This is a genomic window from Aeromonas sp. FDAARGOS 1418, from assembly GCF_019048585.1.
Classification (GTDB): domain Bacteria; phylum Pseudomonadota; class Gammaproteobacteria; order Enterobacterales; family Aeromonadaceae; genus Aeromonas; species Aeromonas caviae.
On record NZ_CP077387.1, the window covers coordinates 402,501 to 418,606 of the forward strand.

The 16,106-nt window shown below is 60.8% G+C and carries 13 protein-coding genes; 6 read left to right on the forward strand and 7 right to left on the reverse strand.

The window, feature by feature from the left end; genetic code table 11:
* Positions 1 to 184 precede the first annotated feature (184 nt).
* A complete protein-coding gene (locus tag I6L48_RS02000) occupies positions 185 to 1,381 on the forward strand; it encodes an NnrS family protein (RefSeq protein WP_216987725.1) in 1,197 nt (398 codons plus the stop codon).
* Here I6L48_RS02000 and I6L48_RS02005 read toward each other — a convergent pair whose 3' ends face one another.
* On the reverse strand, positions 1,382 to 1,954 hold the full coding sequence (locus tag I6L48_RS02005; protein ID WP_042015843.1) for a helix-turn-helix domain-containing protein: 573 nt from the start codon (positions 1,952 to 1,954) through the stop codon (positions 1,382 to 1,384). It lies immediately after the preceding gene.
* 113 nt (positions 1,955 to 2,067) lie between these two features.
* Here I6L48_RS02005 and I6L48_RS02010 point away from each other — a divergent pair, with 113 nt between their 5' ends.
* On the forward strand, positions 2,068 to 3,219 hold the full coding sequence (locus I6L48_RS02010) for a benzoate/H(+) symporter BenE family transporter (RefSeq protein WP_048209697.1): 1,152 nt from the start codon (positions 2,068 to 2,070) through the stop codon (positions 3,217 to 3,219).
* Positions 3,220 to 3,366: 147 nt separating this feature from the next.
* Positions 3,367 to 4,431, forward strand: a complete 1,065-nt coding sequence (locus I6L48_RS02015) for a DUF3103 family protein (RefSeq protein WP_216987726.1) — start codon at positions 3,367 to 3,369, stop codon at positions 4,429 to 4,431.
* Between the two features lie 63 nt (positions 4,432 to 4,494).
* Here I6L48_RS02015 and metF read toward each other — a convergent pair whose 3' ends face one another.
* Entirely contained in the window at positions 4,495 to 5,391 is an 897-nt protein-coding gene (metF, locus tag I6L48_RS02020; RefSeq protein WP_010674220.1) for a methylenetetrahydrofolate reductase, read from the reverse strand.
* A 327-nt stretch (positions 5,392 to 5,718) separates the two neighbouring features.
* On the opposite strand from metF, the gene I6L48_RS02025 reads away from it, so the two are divergent.
* Positions 5,719 to 6,510: a GNAT family N-acetyltransferase gene (locus I6L48_RS02025; protein WP_113069094.1), complete on the forward strand. Its 792-nt coding sequence runs from the start codon at positions 5,719 to 5,721 to the stop codon at positions 6,508 to 6,510.
* A gap of 60 nt (positions 6,511 to 6,570) precedes the next feature.
* On the opposite strand, the gene I6L48_RS02030 is transcribed toward I6L48_RS02025, so the two are convergent.
* The 3 genes from I6L48_RS02030 to I6L48_RS02040 all read right to left on the reverse strand — a co-directional run bounded on the left by I6L48_RS02030 (position 6,571) and on the right by I6L48_RS02040 (position 10,830).
* Entirely contained in the window at positions 6,571 to 8,034 is a 1,464-nt protein-coding gene (locus I6L48_RS02030) for an ABC transporter substrate-binding protein (RefSeq protein ID WP_216987727.1), read from the reverse strand.
* Between the two features lie 8 nt (positions 8,035 to 8,042).
* Positions 8,043 to 10,022 carry a methyl-accepting chemotaxis protein gene (locus I6L48_RS02035; protein ID WP_216987728.1) on the reverse strand — a complete coding sequence of 660 codons (1,980 nt, stop codon included), beginning with the start codon at positions 10,020 to 10,022 and terminating at the stop codon, positions 8,043 to 8,045.
* Between the two features lie 196 nt (positions 10,023 to 10,218).
* Positions 10,219 to 10,830, reverse strand: a complete 612-nt coding sequence (locus tag I6L48_RS02040) for an OmpW family outer membrane protein (protein ID WP_010674216.1) — start codon at positions 10,828 to 10,830, stop codon at positions 10,219 to 10,221.
* Positions 10,831 to 11,155: 325 nt separating this feature from the next.
* On the opposite strand from I6L48_RS02040, the gene I6L48_RS20875 reads away from it, so the two are divergent.
* Positions 11,156 to 11,281, forward strand: coding sequence for a hypothetical protein (locus I6L48_RS20875; protein ID WP_010674215.1), 126 nt, complete (start codon positions 11,156 to 11,158; stop codon positions 11,279 to 11,281).
* Positions 11,282 to 11,397: 116 nt separating this feature from the next.
* Here the strand turns inward: I6L48_RS20875 and uvrA are convergent, their stop codons facing one another.
* Positions 11,398 to 14,226 carry an excinuclease ABC subunit UvrA gene (uvrA, locus tag I6L48_RS02045; RefSeq protein ID WP_216987729.1) on the reverse strand — a complete coding sequence of 943 codons (2,829 nt, stop codon included), beginning with the start codon at positions 14,224 to 14,226 and terminating at the stop codon, positions 11,398 to 11,400.
* 93 nt (positions 14,227 to 14,319) lie between these two features.
* Positions 14,320 to 14,958: a LuxR C-terminal-related transcriptional regulator gene (locus tag I6L48_RS02050; RefSeq protein WP_162726122.1), complete on the reverse strand. Its 639-nt coding sequence runs from the start codon at positions 14,956 to 14,958 to the stop codon at positions 14,320 to 14,322.
* A gap of 518 nt (positions 14,959 to 15,476) precedes the next feature.
* Here I6L48_RS02050 and I6L48_RS02055 point away from each other — a divergent pair.
* Complete coding sequence (locus I6L48_RS02055; protein WP_010674212.1) at positions 15,477 to 16,046, forward strand: single-stranded DNA-binding protein; 570 nt, start codon at positions 15,477 to 15,479, stop codon at positions 16,044 to 16,046.
* Positions 16,047 to 16,106 lie beyond the last annotated feature (60 nt).

A 16,106-nucleotide genomic window follows, 5' to 3' on the forward strand; every position in this document is an offset into this window, starting at 1 on the left:
ATAGGGAGCCGCGCCGTGATGACAAGGGCTTTTTCACCGAAAAGAACAGTTCGCTCAGATATACAGCAAAGCGGTTCTATTTCGTTCGCATCACCACCATTTCGGGCTGTCATTGGATTTAAATTGAACATTTGAAAAGCCACTTTATAATTGGCTTTTCAAATGTTCAATTAAGGTTTCATTCATGCACCAGATCCTGGATAGCCGCAAAGAGGAGAGAATCGTTCCTCTGTTCCGCCTCGGGTTTCGGCCTTTCTTCCTGTTCGGCGCCTTGTTCTCGGCTTTGGCGATGCTGGGCTGGCTGGGGCAACTCAACGGCTGGTTCGCTCTGCCCGGGATTAGCAACCCCATCTGGTGGCATGCACATGAAATGCTGTTCGGCTTTGGTGCCGCCATAGTGGCGGGTTTTCTGCTTACCGCCGTCCAGAACTGGACCGCTCACCCAGGTGTACGCGGTTGGCCGCTGGCACTGGTCGTGGGATTGTGGGCCATCCCGAGAGGCCTGCTCCCCTGGTTTGGGGAAAGCAATGTCACTCTGATGGTCATGGACCTGGCCTGGTTGCCCCTCTGTACGTGGTTTCTCGCCAGACCCATCATAGTGACGCGCCAGTGGCGCAATCTCTTTTTTGTTCCCCTGCTTCTCGTGTTGACCCTGCTCAATACCGCTTGCTGGCGGTGGCATGCCGAATGGCCATTGGTAGAACATATCCTGCTTGCAACCGTGCTCCTCTTCACGACCCTGATTGCCGTCATGGGAGGACGTGTCATTCCCTTCTTTACCGCCAGAGCCACTGGGACGGAAAAAGCATTACCACTGCCGTGGCTGGAGCGCATTGCCCTCGCGTCTCTGTGGCTCATCCTGCTGCTCTGGTTGGTGCTCCCGACCCAGTGGGTCCTCGGAATCCAGATGTTCCCTCTATATATAGTGGCGGCAGGGGCTCACCTCTACAGGCAGCTGCGCTGGCGACCCGGAACCACGTTAGCCCAGCCCCTGCTGTGGTCGCTTCACCTGGCCTACCTCTTTATCCCACTGGGGCTGACCGCCCTGGCGGCACGCACGGCTGGCTGGCCGATTGCCTTGTCACTGGCCAGCCATCTGTTCAGCGCAGGCAGCATGGGGGCCATGATCCTCGGGATGATAGCCCGTGTATCCCTCGGACACAGTGGCAGAGCCCTGCAGATAGGACGCAGGATCACGGCGGCATTTGCACTGGTCATGCTGTCCGCACTGTTGCGGGTCTTGCTCCCCCTCTTTTGCCCAAACCTCACCCTCACGGGATGGAACCTCAGCGGATGGAGCTGGGTTGCCGCCTACGGTCTGTTCATCTGGGTTTATACCCCCATACTGACCAGTCCCAGGGCGGATGGCCGCCCCGGCTAGTCATCGCGTGGCCATGGCCGGATAGTGGATCAAATTGTGGAAGATGGCGGGAGCGACCCCAAGATTGCGATAGCCATGGGGACGGTCCGCTGCAAACCGGACGGCCTCACCCTGATCGAGGGAACGCCACGCCCCGTCAACCAGTACCTCCATCACACCGCTGATGACGATGACATGTTCGGTCACTCCGGGTTCATGGGGTTCTGACTCCCGCTGGTAGCCAGGTAGCAGGGTCAGTTCGAACAACTCGAAACCAAAGCGGGCCTCATAGGGGAAAAGCGGGGCAACCTGCATCCCCTCTCCCGCCGGCTGCTGTCGAATATCATCGGCAATACGGTATACCGTCTCTCCCTGTGCCGCTGGTGTCGGCTCAATGAAACTGGAGAAAGAGACCCGAAAGCCGGTGGCAATCTTCCACAATGTTGCCACCGTCGGACTGGATTCACCTCGCTCGATCTGTCCCAGCATGGCCTTGCTCACCCCCGTTTCACGGGCGGCCATATCCAGGCTCCATCCTCTTTCAGTGCGCAGCCCTTTCAATCGCTGGGCCAGATAGCGACTCATCTCCTGCATCTGTTCTCCGATTACTTCTAACCATATTGTGCGCCATAACGCACAGCGCTATAGTCAAAACCACATTGTACGCAATAGCGCACAAGCTATCAGCATCCACAAGGAAGTTTCCCATGCCCCTAGCCCTCCCCCACATGGTCGCGGGACTCATCGCCGTATTGGTGGGTTACACGAGTTCTGTCGTCTTGATCATCCAGGCTGCCACGGCCGCCGGTGCCGATGCAGCCCAGGTCTCTTCCTGGTTATGGACACTGGGTATCGGCATGGGGGTCAGCTGCATCGGCCTCTCCCTCTATTACCGGGTGCCTGTCTTGACGGCCTGGTCCACCCCGGGTGCCGCCCTGCTCATCACCAGCCTGGGGAACTTCAGTCTGGCGGAGGCCATCGGCGCCTTCATCATCTCTTCACTGCTGATCACCCTCTGCGGTATCAGCGGCTGGTTCGACAGGCTGATGCGTCACATTCCCGCCCCCCTGGCGGCCGCCATGCTGGCCGGAGTCTTGCTCAGGTTCGGGCTGGATCTCTTCAAGGTGGCACCGCAAGATCCTCTGCTGCTTGGCACCTTGCTACTGGCTTTCTTGCTGGGTCGCCACCTCTGGCCCCGCTACACCATGGTGCTGGTCCTGGCGGCCGGCATGCTGCTCTGCACCCTGAGGGGCGAGCTGCAACTCAACGAGGTTCACTGGCAACTTTCCACCCCGGTCTGGATCTCGCCAGCCTTTTCCATCGACGCCCTGCTCGGCATCGCACTCCCGCTCTTTCTCGTTACCATGACCTCGCAAAACATGCCGGGCATTGCCATCCTGCGCGCCCACGGCTATCAACCGGCCACTTCTTCCCTGATTGGCTGGACCGGATTCATCGGCGTGCTGCTGGCACCGTTTGGCGGCTATGCCTTCAACCTGGCCGCCATCACTGCCGCCATCTGCATGGGCAAGGAAGTGGATCACGATGTCACTCGACGCTGGCCTGCTGCCGTGTGGGCTGGTTGTTTCTACCTGCTCACAGGCTGTTTCGGTGCCACCGTGGTTGCCCTGTTCAGCGCATTCCCTGCGGTGCTGGTCACCTGCGTGGCCGGGCTGGCGCTGCTCGGCACCATAGGCAGCAGCTTGCACAGCGCCTTGCAGCAGGACGAGGAGCGGGAAGCCGCGCTACTGACTTTCCTCGTGACTGCCTCGGGGATCACCCTGCTCGGGGTCGGGTCTGCCTGCTGGGGATTGCTGATCGGAGTGACATTGCATCAAGTCAACCGGCTCCGCGCCTGATCTGACCATCTGGGGAGACTCCAGTGAGACGCAGCACATAATCCTGAGAAGAGCGTTCACATATGAACCTTATTCCTTTCTAGTGACAAAACGGCGCAGATCCTTCCCGACAAGCGCCGTTGTCAGACTCAATACTGGAGAACGAAGATGAGGAATCAGGCTGCCATTTTGTTACTGGCACTGCTGGGCGCCACCACGACCCAGGCTGCCGACACCGATCGGGAGCTGGCACGCCAGCTCGCGCTGCAGCAGAAGAACCTGCTGCCACTCCTGAACAATCAGGAATACCAGAGTCCACTGCCCAACCTGCTGCAAAAGGCCAGCCCGCGCCTGAAGCGTCAGGCTCGGGATGCCAACCAGGCGGCCATCAGTCGGCAAGGGCTGGATGGTGAGGTCAGGGAACTGATGCAACTGCGGCTGGCCAATCCGGATCAGGCGGATGCACTGCAACAAGGGGTTGAGCCACTGGTTGCCTACATACCAAGTGGTGACGAAAAGAGCTGGAGCGCCATCGAGGCGTTCGACAGCGCCGGCAGCCCGATCTATCTCGATGTGAACCAGCCGCCGGCGCGACCGGTACTGGTGGTGGAGGCCGATCCGGTCAAAGCCAAGAATGCCGGCCTGAAGGTGATGCGAAAGGCGCTGGCTGCCGCCGACATGCAGGTGACGCCCCGTGCCACCAGCAACACCACGCCCCTCAAGACCAGCATTATCAAGAAGATCAGGCTCAACGATGATCAGGAGCCCTGGCTGCTGGGCGCCGCCGAGGTCTATGCCGTCGTGGCCGGAGTCAACCCTGGCAGGGACGAGCCCGTGGTGGATATCGTCGACATGCCCTATCTCGACTACGACAACACCGACTACACCCCCAACCAGATCCTGGTCTATTGGGATCGCTACCGCTGGGGAGCCGTCGACGTGGTCATGATGGAGCAGGATGACAACGTCAATTACAAGGAGCTGAGCGCCCTCCTGATTGACGCACTCAAACTCGGCTTCACTGCGGGCGGCGTACCCGAGGCCCTGCCCTTCCTCGACCTCGGCGGTCGTATCGTCAAGGCACTCCCGGACTCCTGGATGACCAACAACGACGACTACCTCGACACCTTCTATACCCTGGAGCAGGACCAGAGCTATCACCAGTATCCCGGTGCCGCCGGCAATGCAGTCATCGATCTCGAGCCCAGGGAGATCCAGCCAACCCGGCCCTGACTGTCGCCCAAAACAAAAAGCCAATGAGAAGACTCATTGGCTTTTCTGTATCAGAGCCGCAGATCAGGCCTGACCTTTCGGCCTCACACCCAGTGTGTGACAGATGGCGTAGGTCAGCTCTGAGCGGTTCAGGGTATAGAAGTGGAAATCCTTCACCCCTTCCTGACTCAGCACACGCACCTGGTCGATGGCAATGCTGGCTCCCACCATGTTGCGCGTCATCTGATCGTTTTCCAGCCCTTCGAAACGCTGGTGCATCCAGCGCGGGATCTTCACGTTGGTGAAACCGGCAAACTTGGCCAGGGTCTGGTAGTTGGAGACCGGCAGTATCCCCGGCACGATCTCCGCATCGATACCGATGGCGGCGCAGCGATCCCGAAAACGCAGATAGGTCTCCACATCGAAGAAGAACTGGGTAATGGCCCGGTTGGCACCGGCATCTATCTTGCGCTTGAGGTTCAGCAGGTCGGATTGCGCACTGCGAGCCTCGGGGTGGCCTTCCGGATAGGCGGCGACCGAGATATCGAAATCGGCTTCGGATTTGAGCAGGGCGACCAGGTCGGTGGCATACATGTCAGGCTTGTCGAGACCGGGAGGCAAGTCTCCGCGCAGGGCCACGATGTGGCGAATACCGCTGTTCCAGTAGTCACGGGCAATGGTGCGCAGCTCGTCACGGCTGGCGTCGATACAGGTCAGGTGCGGGGCGGCGATGAGGCCGGTCCGCTCCTTGATGTCCTTGATCACCTTGTGAGTGCGGTCCCGGGTGCCCGAGTTGGCGCCATAGGTCACAGAGACGAATTTGGGCTCCAGCACCTGCAGGCGCTCGATGGACTGCCAGAGGGTGTTCTCCATCCCTTCGCTGTTGGGCGGGAAAAACTCGAAACTGACCGATATGTCGCCACCCAGATCCGCCAAACTCTGGTTGAGTGCCTCAACCTGACGCGCGCTGTGAAATCCCATCTGCTCTCTCCCTGTCCTGCAACCCATTCCTTCACGCCAAAACGGATGTTTGGACGTCTAAACGTCTTTCTATCTTTATGAGAAAACGGATCAAAGTCAATACCGATTTGTCAGCGACAAGGGGGATTGCCGATTTTTTTATTTTGCAATTCAACCTAAGTAATGAGCGACCCCATCCCAAAATGCTGTCAGGCACGCTATGATGCGGGCGGATCGTCCTGGACGTTCTGAATCTGCGTGTGATTGTTTGGCCGGGTTTCCCGGCCTTTTTTTAACTTCTTTCCCCGCCTGCCGATAAGCAATTCAAGCGTTTGCAGGAGCCCCATCATGGAAGATCACCCCGGTTTTGCCACCGATCTGCTGTTCGATCGCTATCAGGGCGAGGTGACGGATCATGATGCGTTCTGGACCGTGCGCACCCCGGGCTCTCCAGACTACTACTTCGGCAACTACCTGTTGCTGCCCACCCCCCCAAGCGATCGTGACAAGGGCTGGCTCGAGGCCAGTTTCGACAGGCTGATTGGCTGGGATCCCCGTATCCGCCACCGCACCTTCCAGTGGCCCCTCGCCGCAGGCCAGAACAGCCGGGTCGCCGGGTTCGTGGCGGCTGGATACCAATACATGGAGTGCGTAGTACTGGCGCTGGGTGCAATGGAGTGGCAAGCTCCCACCGGCAGCGACCTGGCCCCGGCTCGCCCGTTCACCGCGGCGGACTGGGATCAGTGGCTCGCCTTCGAGCTGGCAGAGCGGGATCCCGCCCATTCGGAGGAGCGCTATCTTCCCTACCTCTTGTCACGCCGCCAGCTCTATCAGGCCATGATCGATGACGGGCTCGGACAGTGGTGGGGGTTATGGCACCAGGATCAACTGGTTGCCAGCTGCGGACTCTTCTTCACCGGCACCCTGGGACGCTTTCAACTGGTGCACACGCACGCAGAGTGGCGAAACCGGGGGCTCTGTCGTCTGTTGCTGAGCCAGGTCGCACGCCAGGGACTGGCACGGGCCAGTTCGCTCATCATAGTGGCAGACGAGCACTATCACGCCCAGCGGGTCTATCGCACTCTGGGTTTCGTGCCGGTGGCCCGTATCGGCAGCCTGTGCCGCTGGCCACGGGAATGACAGGTCATCACGCAGATGCAAAACGGGAGGCCAAGGCCTCCCGTTCTTCATGGTGAACCATCAGGGTTGTGCCCCCTCCAGTTCACTGGCGAGCGCCTCCTCCACTTCTGCAGGAGGCGCTGGAGCGACGGCTCCGGACACCGGTTCTGACGGAGGCTGGGTCGCGCTTGCTCCGGAGGGCGCTTGTCCATCCGGCACCACAGGCGCAGCAGGTTCGGTCCCGATGGCACCCGACACAGGGACGGTAGACACGCTCGCCTCACACTGACACTCTTGTCCCTTGCCCTGGTTGCCCTGATGGGGGGCATACCACCCTTTCAACCCCTGTTCCAGGCGATCGGCCGCCGCCTTGGGTGCCACGGTTCCCAGCAATACCTGCTGGCTCACCTCGGCCAGTTCATCCCCGAGCTTGGGAGTGCCGCGGGAGAGGATCTGGGTGGCAACCCGGATGGTGGAATCGCACTGATCCCGCCACTCCATCATCTCTCTGGCCGCCGGATTGGTGGCTTCAAAGAAGTGGTTGGAGAGCGAGAAGAAGCCGGGCAGCGAGTTGGTATAGAGCTCGGCAAACTGGGGAGTGGTCAGCCATTGCAGGAAGGTCATGGCGGCCTCCTTGTTCTTGCTGGCCGGATTCATCCCCATACCGATATCGGTGTGATCGGTGAAGAAACAGCCATCCCCCTGCTTTGCCACGGGCGGGCGCATGACACCGAAGTCCACCTTGCCGGTGAAGGGGGCGATCTCCCAGGATCCCGCCGCATAGAAGGCAGCCTTGCCCGAGGTGAACAGCTCGTTGGTGGTGGCGTAGTCGCGGCTCTCACCCCCCTCCCCCAGGTAGTCACGCCAGCGGGCCAGCTCCTCGAACACCTTGACGTATTGCGGGTTGTTGAAGCGCTCCTGGCCCCCGATCAACGCCAATCGACCATCCTCCCCCTTCCAGTAGTTGGGGCCTATGTTCTGGAAACCGAGCTCGGAGGCAACCCAGCTCTCCGAGCCGCTCACGGCGAGGGGAACATAGCGACCATCCGCCTTCACCTTGTCCAGGGCCGCGAAGAATGCCTCGCGGGTCTGGGGTACCGTCAGCCCCAGCTCACTGAATATCTTCTTGTTGTAGAAGAAGCCGTGAATCACCGATGCCATGGGTACGCAGAAAGTCTGGGCGCCACTGTCGGTCTGCCAGGGGGATTGGGCAAAGCTCGGGAAGTTCTCCATCCCCGCCATCTCGCTCAGCTCCACCAGATGGCCCGCCTTGAACAGGGCCAGGGAGTCGTCAAACGGGCGGCAGGTGATGAGATCCCCCGCCTTGCCCGCCTTGAGGCTGGCCCAGAGGGTCGGCATGTACTCGACGTTCTGCACCCCGTTGAATTTCACCTGAATACCCGGGTGGGCGGCCTCGAAAGCAGGAATGATCTTCTGTTCCCACAAGGCCTTGTCATCTATGCGCCAGCTCTCTATCACCAGCTCGCTGGCCATCAGCTGGCCACACAACAGGAGACTCAGGGCCCCGATCCACTTGTTAGCCATAAGTCCTCCTATACCTTGAAATGGGCGATCAATTGCTGCTGCTTGGCGACCAGATCCGCCAGCACCTCACTGCTGCTGGCCGATTCCCGTGCCTCCCGCTCGGTCTCGTAAGCCACATCCGCAATGCCAGCGACATGACGGGCAACCCCCTGACTCACGGAGATCTGTTCCTGGGCGGCATGAGCCACCTGATCCGCCATCGCCTTGATGGCACTCATCCGCTCGGCAATGGATTGCAGCGCCTCGTCCATCACCCGGGTCTGGGCCACGCAATCCTGGGTCTGCTCCTGGCTGCGTGCCATCACGGCCACCACGTGCTTGCTGGAACTTTGCAGGTTCTCGATCATGGCCTGGATCTCCTCGGTCGAGGTCTGGGTCCGGTTCGCCAGTGCCCGCACCTCGTCCGCCACCACCGCGAAGCCGCGACCGGCGTCCCCCGCCCGGGCCGCCTCGATGGCCGCGTTCAGCGCCAGCAGGTTGGTCTGCTCGGCGATGCTGCGGATCACGTCGAGGATGCTGCCGATGTTGTCGCTGAATTCCCCCAGCTTGTGGGTGATGCCGACCGCCTCTTCCATGGCACCCGCCAGTTGTTCGGTGATCTGGCGCGTAGTCGCCACCTGTTTGCGTCCGGCGCGGGCCTCTTCGTCCGCCAGGTCCACCTCGCGCTTGGTGCCATCGGTGGAACGCGCCACCTCGGTCGCACTCACCTCCAGCTCGGTGATGGCGGCAGCCACCTGATCGGTCTGGCTCTTCTGATCCTGTACCCGTGACATGGCCCGCTCGCTTATCTCGGCGGCGCGGCTCGCCTCGTCCACCAGATGGCGCGAGCCGGCATTGATCTGGGCGAGCAGCTCACCAGTCTTGTCTGCCAGGGTATTGATGGAGCGGGTCAGGCTGCCAAACTCGCAGCGGCTCTGGTAGTCGATGCGCCGGGTCATGTCACCCGTGGCCATGCGATCCAGCTCCCGATCGATGAGTTGCAGCGGACGCTGGATGCTGCGGGCCGTGGTGTAACCGATGAGGAGCGCGGCGGCCGCGGAGATGGCAGACACGATCAGGATCCAGGCGCTGGCGCTGCTGACGGCGTCATCCGCCCCGACCCGGCTCGCGCTGGCAATGCTGCCCGCCGATTTGGCCATCTCGTCCAGCAGCGCCAGGCTGTTGACCAGACAGGTGTCGAGCCGCTGGTTCAGGGACTGCAGCGAGGCCGCCAGTTGCTGGCCATTGCGCATGGTCGCCAGCAACCCTTTCGGGCCGAGGGCCAGCTCCTGCATCCGATCGAGGTTGACGATGAAACGCTGCCTCACGTCATCGGGCACCTGCACCCGTTCGAGCCGTTTGCGTGCCATCTCGATATCCTTGCCGAGCACCTTCTCCAATTCATTGAGATCGGTCTTGGCATCGGCCCGGCGGATGTTTTTTAGATCCCGGGCAATGCCGGAGGTGATGAGTTCGGCCTTGTTGCGCATGGAGCGTTTGCTCGCGGTCTGCTGCAGCAACAGATCGGCGGCCCACTGGTAGGTATCTTCCAGCCGGATGAACGCCAGCTCCAGTTCATGGCGCCGATCGAGTGCGGCCACCCACTGACCGTGCTGGGTCAGCACCTGATCCGCCAACCCGTAGAACTCGCGGGTCGCCCCGTCGACCTGGCGGAACCGCTCGCTCGCCTCCGCCACCCCGTCAAACCGGGCCATCTCCTTGCTCTGGGCCAGGAAACGCTCCTGCTGCGCCTTGAACTGGCTGGCCAGTTGCGGCAACTGGGCCGCCTCCTCGCTGGTTCTGTAGGTGAGCACCCAGCGGTTGCTGTCCTGCAGTGCGCCCTTGAGCCCGGCGACCGCGATCACCAGGGGGGTGGCACGATCAGAAACCTGGGAGAGCCCCTCGTTGATCCCCCGGATCTTCAAGATACTGATGAAGCCGAGCAGAACCAGCAACAACAGCATCAGCACGAAGCCGGCGATGATCCGCTGCACAATAGATAAACCCATGGAGGTATCCTCACTCGTTGGGGAAAGGGGTGAATGCCGAGGTTATCGGCAGCGGGGTGCAATGGAATAGCGGTTCGTGACGCGATGGCGGGCCAGATCACAGTTGGCGTGACATGGCAGGCAGAAAAGGGCCCGAACAGAGCCGGGCCAAAGAGACATGCTTGTTGTCATGGCCGTGCACCGGCCACGTTTGTCATCAGAAGCGGTAACCGACGCCGAACATGAAGGCCACCGGATCGATGGAGGTGTTGATGGTGCCCACGGCGGTATGCACATCGGTATCGATGTCGATGAGCCAGGCAGAGGCGTTGACGAACCAGCGGTCATTGATCGCCATGTCCAGGCCCACCTGACCCGCCATCCCCCAGGAGGAGTCCACGCTCACATCCGTCCCGGCCAGGGCACCGCGCCCTTCCTCGTCGAAGAAGGTGGTGTAGTTGATACCGGCACCCACATAGGGGCGCACCTTGCTGTTGGCATCACCGAAGTAGTACTGCGCCATCAGGGTCGGCGGCAGGTGTTTGACCTTGGCGACCTCACCCAGGCCGGCAGTCGACACCGAGTGGGAGAAGGGGGTCGCGGCCAGCAGCTCGACACCCCAGTTGTCCGTCAACATGTAGGAGAGGGTCAGGCCAAGCTGCATGTTGCTGTCGATCTCCAGCTCGCCCGTCCCCAGCACGTTGTCACTGCTGGTCTGGGGAGAGACGAACGCCAGGCCACCACGGACCAGGATGTCACCGGCCTGATGTGCCATGGCGACGGGGGAAGCAAAAGCGGCTGCGATTAACAGAGGAAGGATCTTTTTCATCACATTATTCCTTTTTTGTTTTCTTTCTATGTTGCAAGCCCGAAAACTATAAAAGGATGTGAATGGCCGGTTATTGATTTAGCTCAATAGTTATCAAGAAATAGATAGATGTACACGGCAGCTTTGATTGGACAATCAAACCGCAGATGAAAATAAAAAGTCATTCAAATACATGATGATGCTTTAAATTACTGCATCAGCATGAAATGTAAAATACCAATTAAATACACCTTAAACATCTTCATATCACCTTTCAATTGTTGTTTAATTATGCCCCGGGGCGTATTTTATTAATGCGATGTAACCATGCTGTAATTTGAATTTTATGAAACCACAGACACGCAAAGACAAAATTCTCGGCATCCTTGCCGCCATCTGGGGGATAGGTTCCTTCCTCTTCATTCTGCTGGGTTTCCTGTTCGCCCTCGCCTTCCTGATGCTGACACACTGAGTCTGCCGGACGAGTCCCTCTTTTCTCCCTCTCATCCCTGGCCGGGCGCCAGACCGGCGCACCTCGCCCACCGGCCAACAAAAAAGGGGCCTTGGCCCCTTTTTCTCGAGTGACGCTTATTTCTCCAGTAGAGGAGCGAGGAAGCGCGCCGTGTGGGACTCCTTGCAACGGCTCATCTCCTCAGGCGTACCCGTCACCAGAATACGGCCACCACCAGCACCCCCTTCCGGGCCCAGATCGACGATCCAGTCGGCGGTTTTGATGACGTCCAGGTTGTGCTCGATGATGACGATGGTGTTGCCCCGATCCCGCAGCTGGTGCAGTACCTTGAGCAACTGTTGGATATCGTGGAAGTGCAGCCCGGTGGTCGGTTCGTCCAGGATGTAGAGGGTCTGGCCGGTGTCCCGCTTGGAGAGCTCCCGCGCCAGCTTGACCCGCTGCGCCTCGCCGCCAGAGAGCGTGGTAGCGGACTGACCGAGCCGGATGTAGGAGAGGCCCACGTCCATCAGGGTCTGCAGCTTGCGCGCCACCGCCGGTACCGGATCGAAGAAGGCACGGGCATCTTCCACCGTCATCTCGAGGATTTCGTGGATGTTCTTGCCCTTGTACTTCACCTCCAGGGTCTCGCGGTTGTAGCGCTTGCCCTTGCAGACGTCGCACGGCACGTAGACGTCCGGCAGGAAGTGCATCTCCACCTTGATGACCCCGTCCCCCTGGCACGCCTCGCAGCGGCCCCCTTTCACGTTGAAGGAGAAGCGGCCCGGCTGATAGCCGCGTGAACGCGCCTCTTGGGTGCCGGAGAGCAACTCGCGGATCGGAGTGAACAAACCGGTATAGGTGGCCGGGTTGGAGCGCGGGGTGCGGCCGATGGGGCTCTGGTCGATATCCACCACCTTGTCCAGATGCTCCAGCCCCTCGACGCTGCGATAGGGAGCCGGGGTGGACTCGGTGGCCTTGTTGAGCTCGCGGTGGGCGATGCGGAACAGGGTGTCATTGATCAGGGTCGACTTGCCGGAACCGGAGACGCCGGTGACGCAGGTCATCACTCCGATGGGCAGATCCAGGTTGACGTTGCGCAGATTGTTGCCGCTCGCCCCTTTCAATTTCAGCCACTTGCCAGTGAGCGGGGTGCGCTCGACCGGGATGGCGATCTGCTTGCGGCCGGAGAGGTAGTCACCGGTCAGGGATTCGGGGTTCGCGATGATCTCCTCCGGCGTCCCCTGGGCAACGATGGCCCCGCCGTGCACGCCAGCCCCCGGGCCGATGTCTAGCACGTGGTCGGCTAGGCGAATGGCGTCCTCGTCGTGCTCCACCACGATCACGGTGTTGCCGAGATCGCGCAGGTGGGTCAGGGTCTTGAGCAGGCGCTCGTTGTCCCGCTGGTGCAGGCCGATGGAAGGCTCGTCCAGCACGTACATGACCCCCACCAGGCCAGCCCCGATCTGGCTGGCCAGCCGGATCCGCTGCGCCTCGCCACCGGAGAGGGTCTCGGCGCTGCGCGACAGGCTCAGATAGTTGAGGCCGACGTTCACCAGGAAGCCGAGCCGCTCGACGATCTCCTTGAGGATCTTGTCCGCTATCTGGGCACGCTGACCGGACAGGTTCAACCCTTCGAAGAAGGCCAGGGCATCACCGATGGACTGCTCGGCGATGGCGGGCAGGTTGCGATTGTCCACGAAGACGTGGCGGGCTTCTTCCCGCAGTCGGCTGCCACCGCAACTGGTACAGGACTTGTTGGCGATGTATTTGGCCAGCTCTTCCCGCACCGCGTTGGATTCGGTCTCCCGGTAGCGGCGCTCCATGTTGTGCAGGATCCCCTCGAACGGGTGCTTGCGTACCACCACGTCGCCACGGTCATTCATGTAGCGGAACTCGATCTCGGTGCGCCCGGAACCGCGCAGGATCACCTCCTGGGTCTTGAGCGGCAGATCCTCCCAGGGGGTCTCCAGGTCGAACTTGTAGTGATCGGCCAGGGATTTGAGCATCTGGAAGTAGTAGAAGCTGCGCTTGTCCCAACCACGGATGGCGCCGCCAGCCAGGCTCTGGCCCGGATCATGGATGAGCTTGGCGGGATCGAAATACTGCTGCACCCCGAGACCGTCACAGGTGGGACAGGCCCCCGCCGGGTTGTTGAAGGAGAAGATCCGGGGCTCCAGCTCCGACATGGAGTAACCGCACTCGGGGCAGGCGAAGTTGGCGGAGAAGGTCATGGGGGCAACCCCATCCTCCCCGTCCATCGGCACCACCAGCACGATGCCGCCGGAGAGAGTCAGCGCCGTTTCGAACGATTCGGCCAGGCGCAGGGCCAGGTCATCGCGCACCTTGAAGCGATCCACCACCACCTCGATGGTGTGCTTCTTGTGCAGCTCCAGGGCGGGAGGATCCGACAGATCGCACACCTCGCCGTCGATGCGGGCGCGGATGTAACCCTGGGCCGCCAGGTTCTCCAGCAGCTTGGTGTGCTCCCCCTTGCGGTTGCGCACCACGGGGGCCAGCAGCATCAGCTTGGCGCCTTCGGGCTGGGCCAGCACCTGATCCACCATCTGGCTGATGGTCTGGGCCGCGAGCGGAATGGCGTGGGTCGGGCAGCGTGGCTCCCCGACCCGGGCGAACAGCAGCCGCAGGTAGTCGTAAATCTCGGTGATGGTGCCGACGGTCGAGCGCGGGTTGTGGGAGGTGGACTTCTGCTCGATGGAGATGGCAGGCGACAGCCCCTCGATGTGGTCCACGTCCGGCTTCTCCATCAGGGAGAGGAACTGGCGGGCATAGGCGGAGAGCGACTCCACATAGCGGCGCTGCCCCTCGGCATAGAGTGTATCGAACGCCAGGGAGGATTTGCCCGAACCGGACAGGCCGGTGACCACGATCAGCTTGTCACGTGGCAGGATCAGGTTGATGTTCTTGAGGTTGTGGGTGCGGGCACCCCGGATCACGATTTTTTCCATCTTGTTGCGCGCTCGATACGGGAACCAGAGCGGGCCAGTATGGCATAGAGACTACTGGATGAATAGACAGTCTTTCCTTCCGTGCCCCCTTCCTCAGAGATACTCCTTGGCCCAGCTCACCGCCTGCAACCGGTTCTTGACGTTCAGCTTCTTGAAGACGTTGTAGAGATGGGATTTGACGGTGTGTTCACTCACGAACAGGCTGTCGGCGATCTCGGTGTTGGAGGCCCCCGTCATCAGGTGACGCACGATCTCCTGCTCGCGGGCGGTCAGCAGCGTCTGCTGACGCTGAGGTTGCCCGCTCCCCTTGCGGTAGTAGTCCACCAGGTCGCACAGCAGGTGGCGCGGGATCCAGTACTCCCCCTGCAACACCTTGCGGATGCCGAAGACCAGCCTGTCCAGCGTGTCCTGACGAAAGAAGAGCCCGCTGGTATGGGGCCACATCAGCAGCAGCTCTTTGTTGGTGCTGGTCGGGGCATTGAGCAACACGGCACTGGCCTCGCCAAAGCGCTGGCAGATGGCATTGCTCCAAAGCTCCTGCTGGGTCGACTTGAGGTAGTCCAGATCGATCAGCAGCAAGGTTTTGGGGGCGCCCTCTGCAACGTCTGGCAGGTCATTCAGCTCCCCCACCAGCAAGATGGGCAGACCAAGCTCTTCACTGAGGTGACGCTGGAAACGGGAGGCTTGTGCGTTATTTTCGGTGATCAGCACCAGGAGGGTGTCGGGCGTCATCAAGAGAACTTCCTTGCACATTCGAGTCGGGGCTTTTTGGCAAGGAAGAGTACCAATCCCCCTCCTGGCTGCAGCATTAAAAAAGTATTAGACGCATCGGTGGCTCCTTTGAAGCCCAGCAATTTTCCAGCCAATACAATTGGCTAGCACGCCCCCCCCATTTGGGGGGTCAAGTAGTGCCGGTGCGCACCATAACAGCTCCGCCCTCTTCACGCAGCCTGCCCCAGCCGCCTCCCCTTGCTGGTGACACCTTACCTCGGGTAAGTTACTCAGGCTGTGGCGATCCATTGACGCCACAGTGGCAGGGAAGATGTGCGCTCATGCCCGCCAACTGGTACTATGGCGGCCAAACGCTGCGGCCGATCCATGACGCCTCTGCCGGCAAGCTCCGGCGCAGCCAGGACACTGATAGAGAGATGACACCCGTCCAGGGCGCGCATCTCGTTGCAAACAAACGTATTATTGAATGGGCCCAGGCATCTGGCCTGGCCGGTATACATAAGGGTGGAAGAGAGATTATGGCCAGTCGAGGCATCAACAAAGTCATTCTGATCGGTAACCTGGGGCAAGACCCGGAAGTGCGCTACATGCCGAGCGGCGGTGCCGTGACTAACATCACCCTGGCCACCTCCGATACCTGGCGCGACAAGCAGACCGGTGAGCAGAAAGAGCGCACCGAATGGCACCGTGTCGTCTTCATGGGCAAGCTGGCCGAAGTGGCCGGCGAGTACCTGAAGAAGGGCTCCCAGGTCTATGTGGAAGGCAAGCTCCAGACCCGCAAATGGCAGGATCAGAGCGGCCAGGAGCGCTACACCACCGAGGTGCTGGTCGACAGCTTCACCGGTGTGATGCAGATGCTGGGTGGCCGTCCGCAGGGCGGTGGCCAGGGCATGGGCGGCCAATCATCCCAGGGCAACTGGGGCCAGCCGCAACAGGCTGCACCGCAACAGAACATGCAACGTCCTGCTGCCCCGCAGCAGAACATGCAACCGCAAGGCGGTTACGGCCGTCCGGCCCAGCAGCCGCAATCTGCCCCGCCGGTCTACAACGAACCGCCGATGGATTTCGACGACGATATTCCGTTCTGATCCCCTGCGGCAGGCCCTGATTCATCAGGGCCTTTTTTTACCTGTTTCTGACGCATTCAC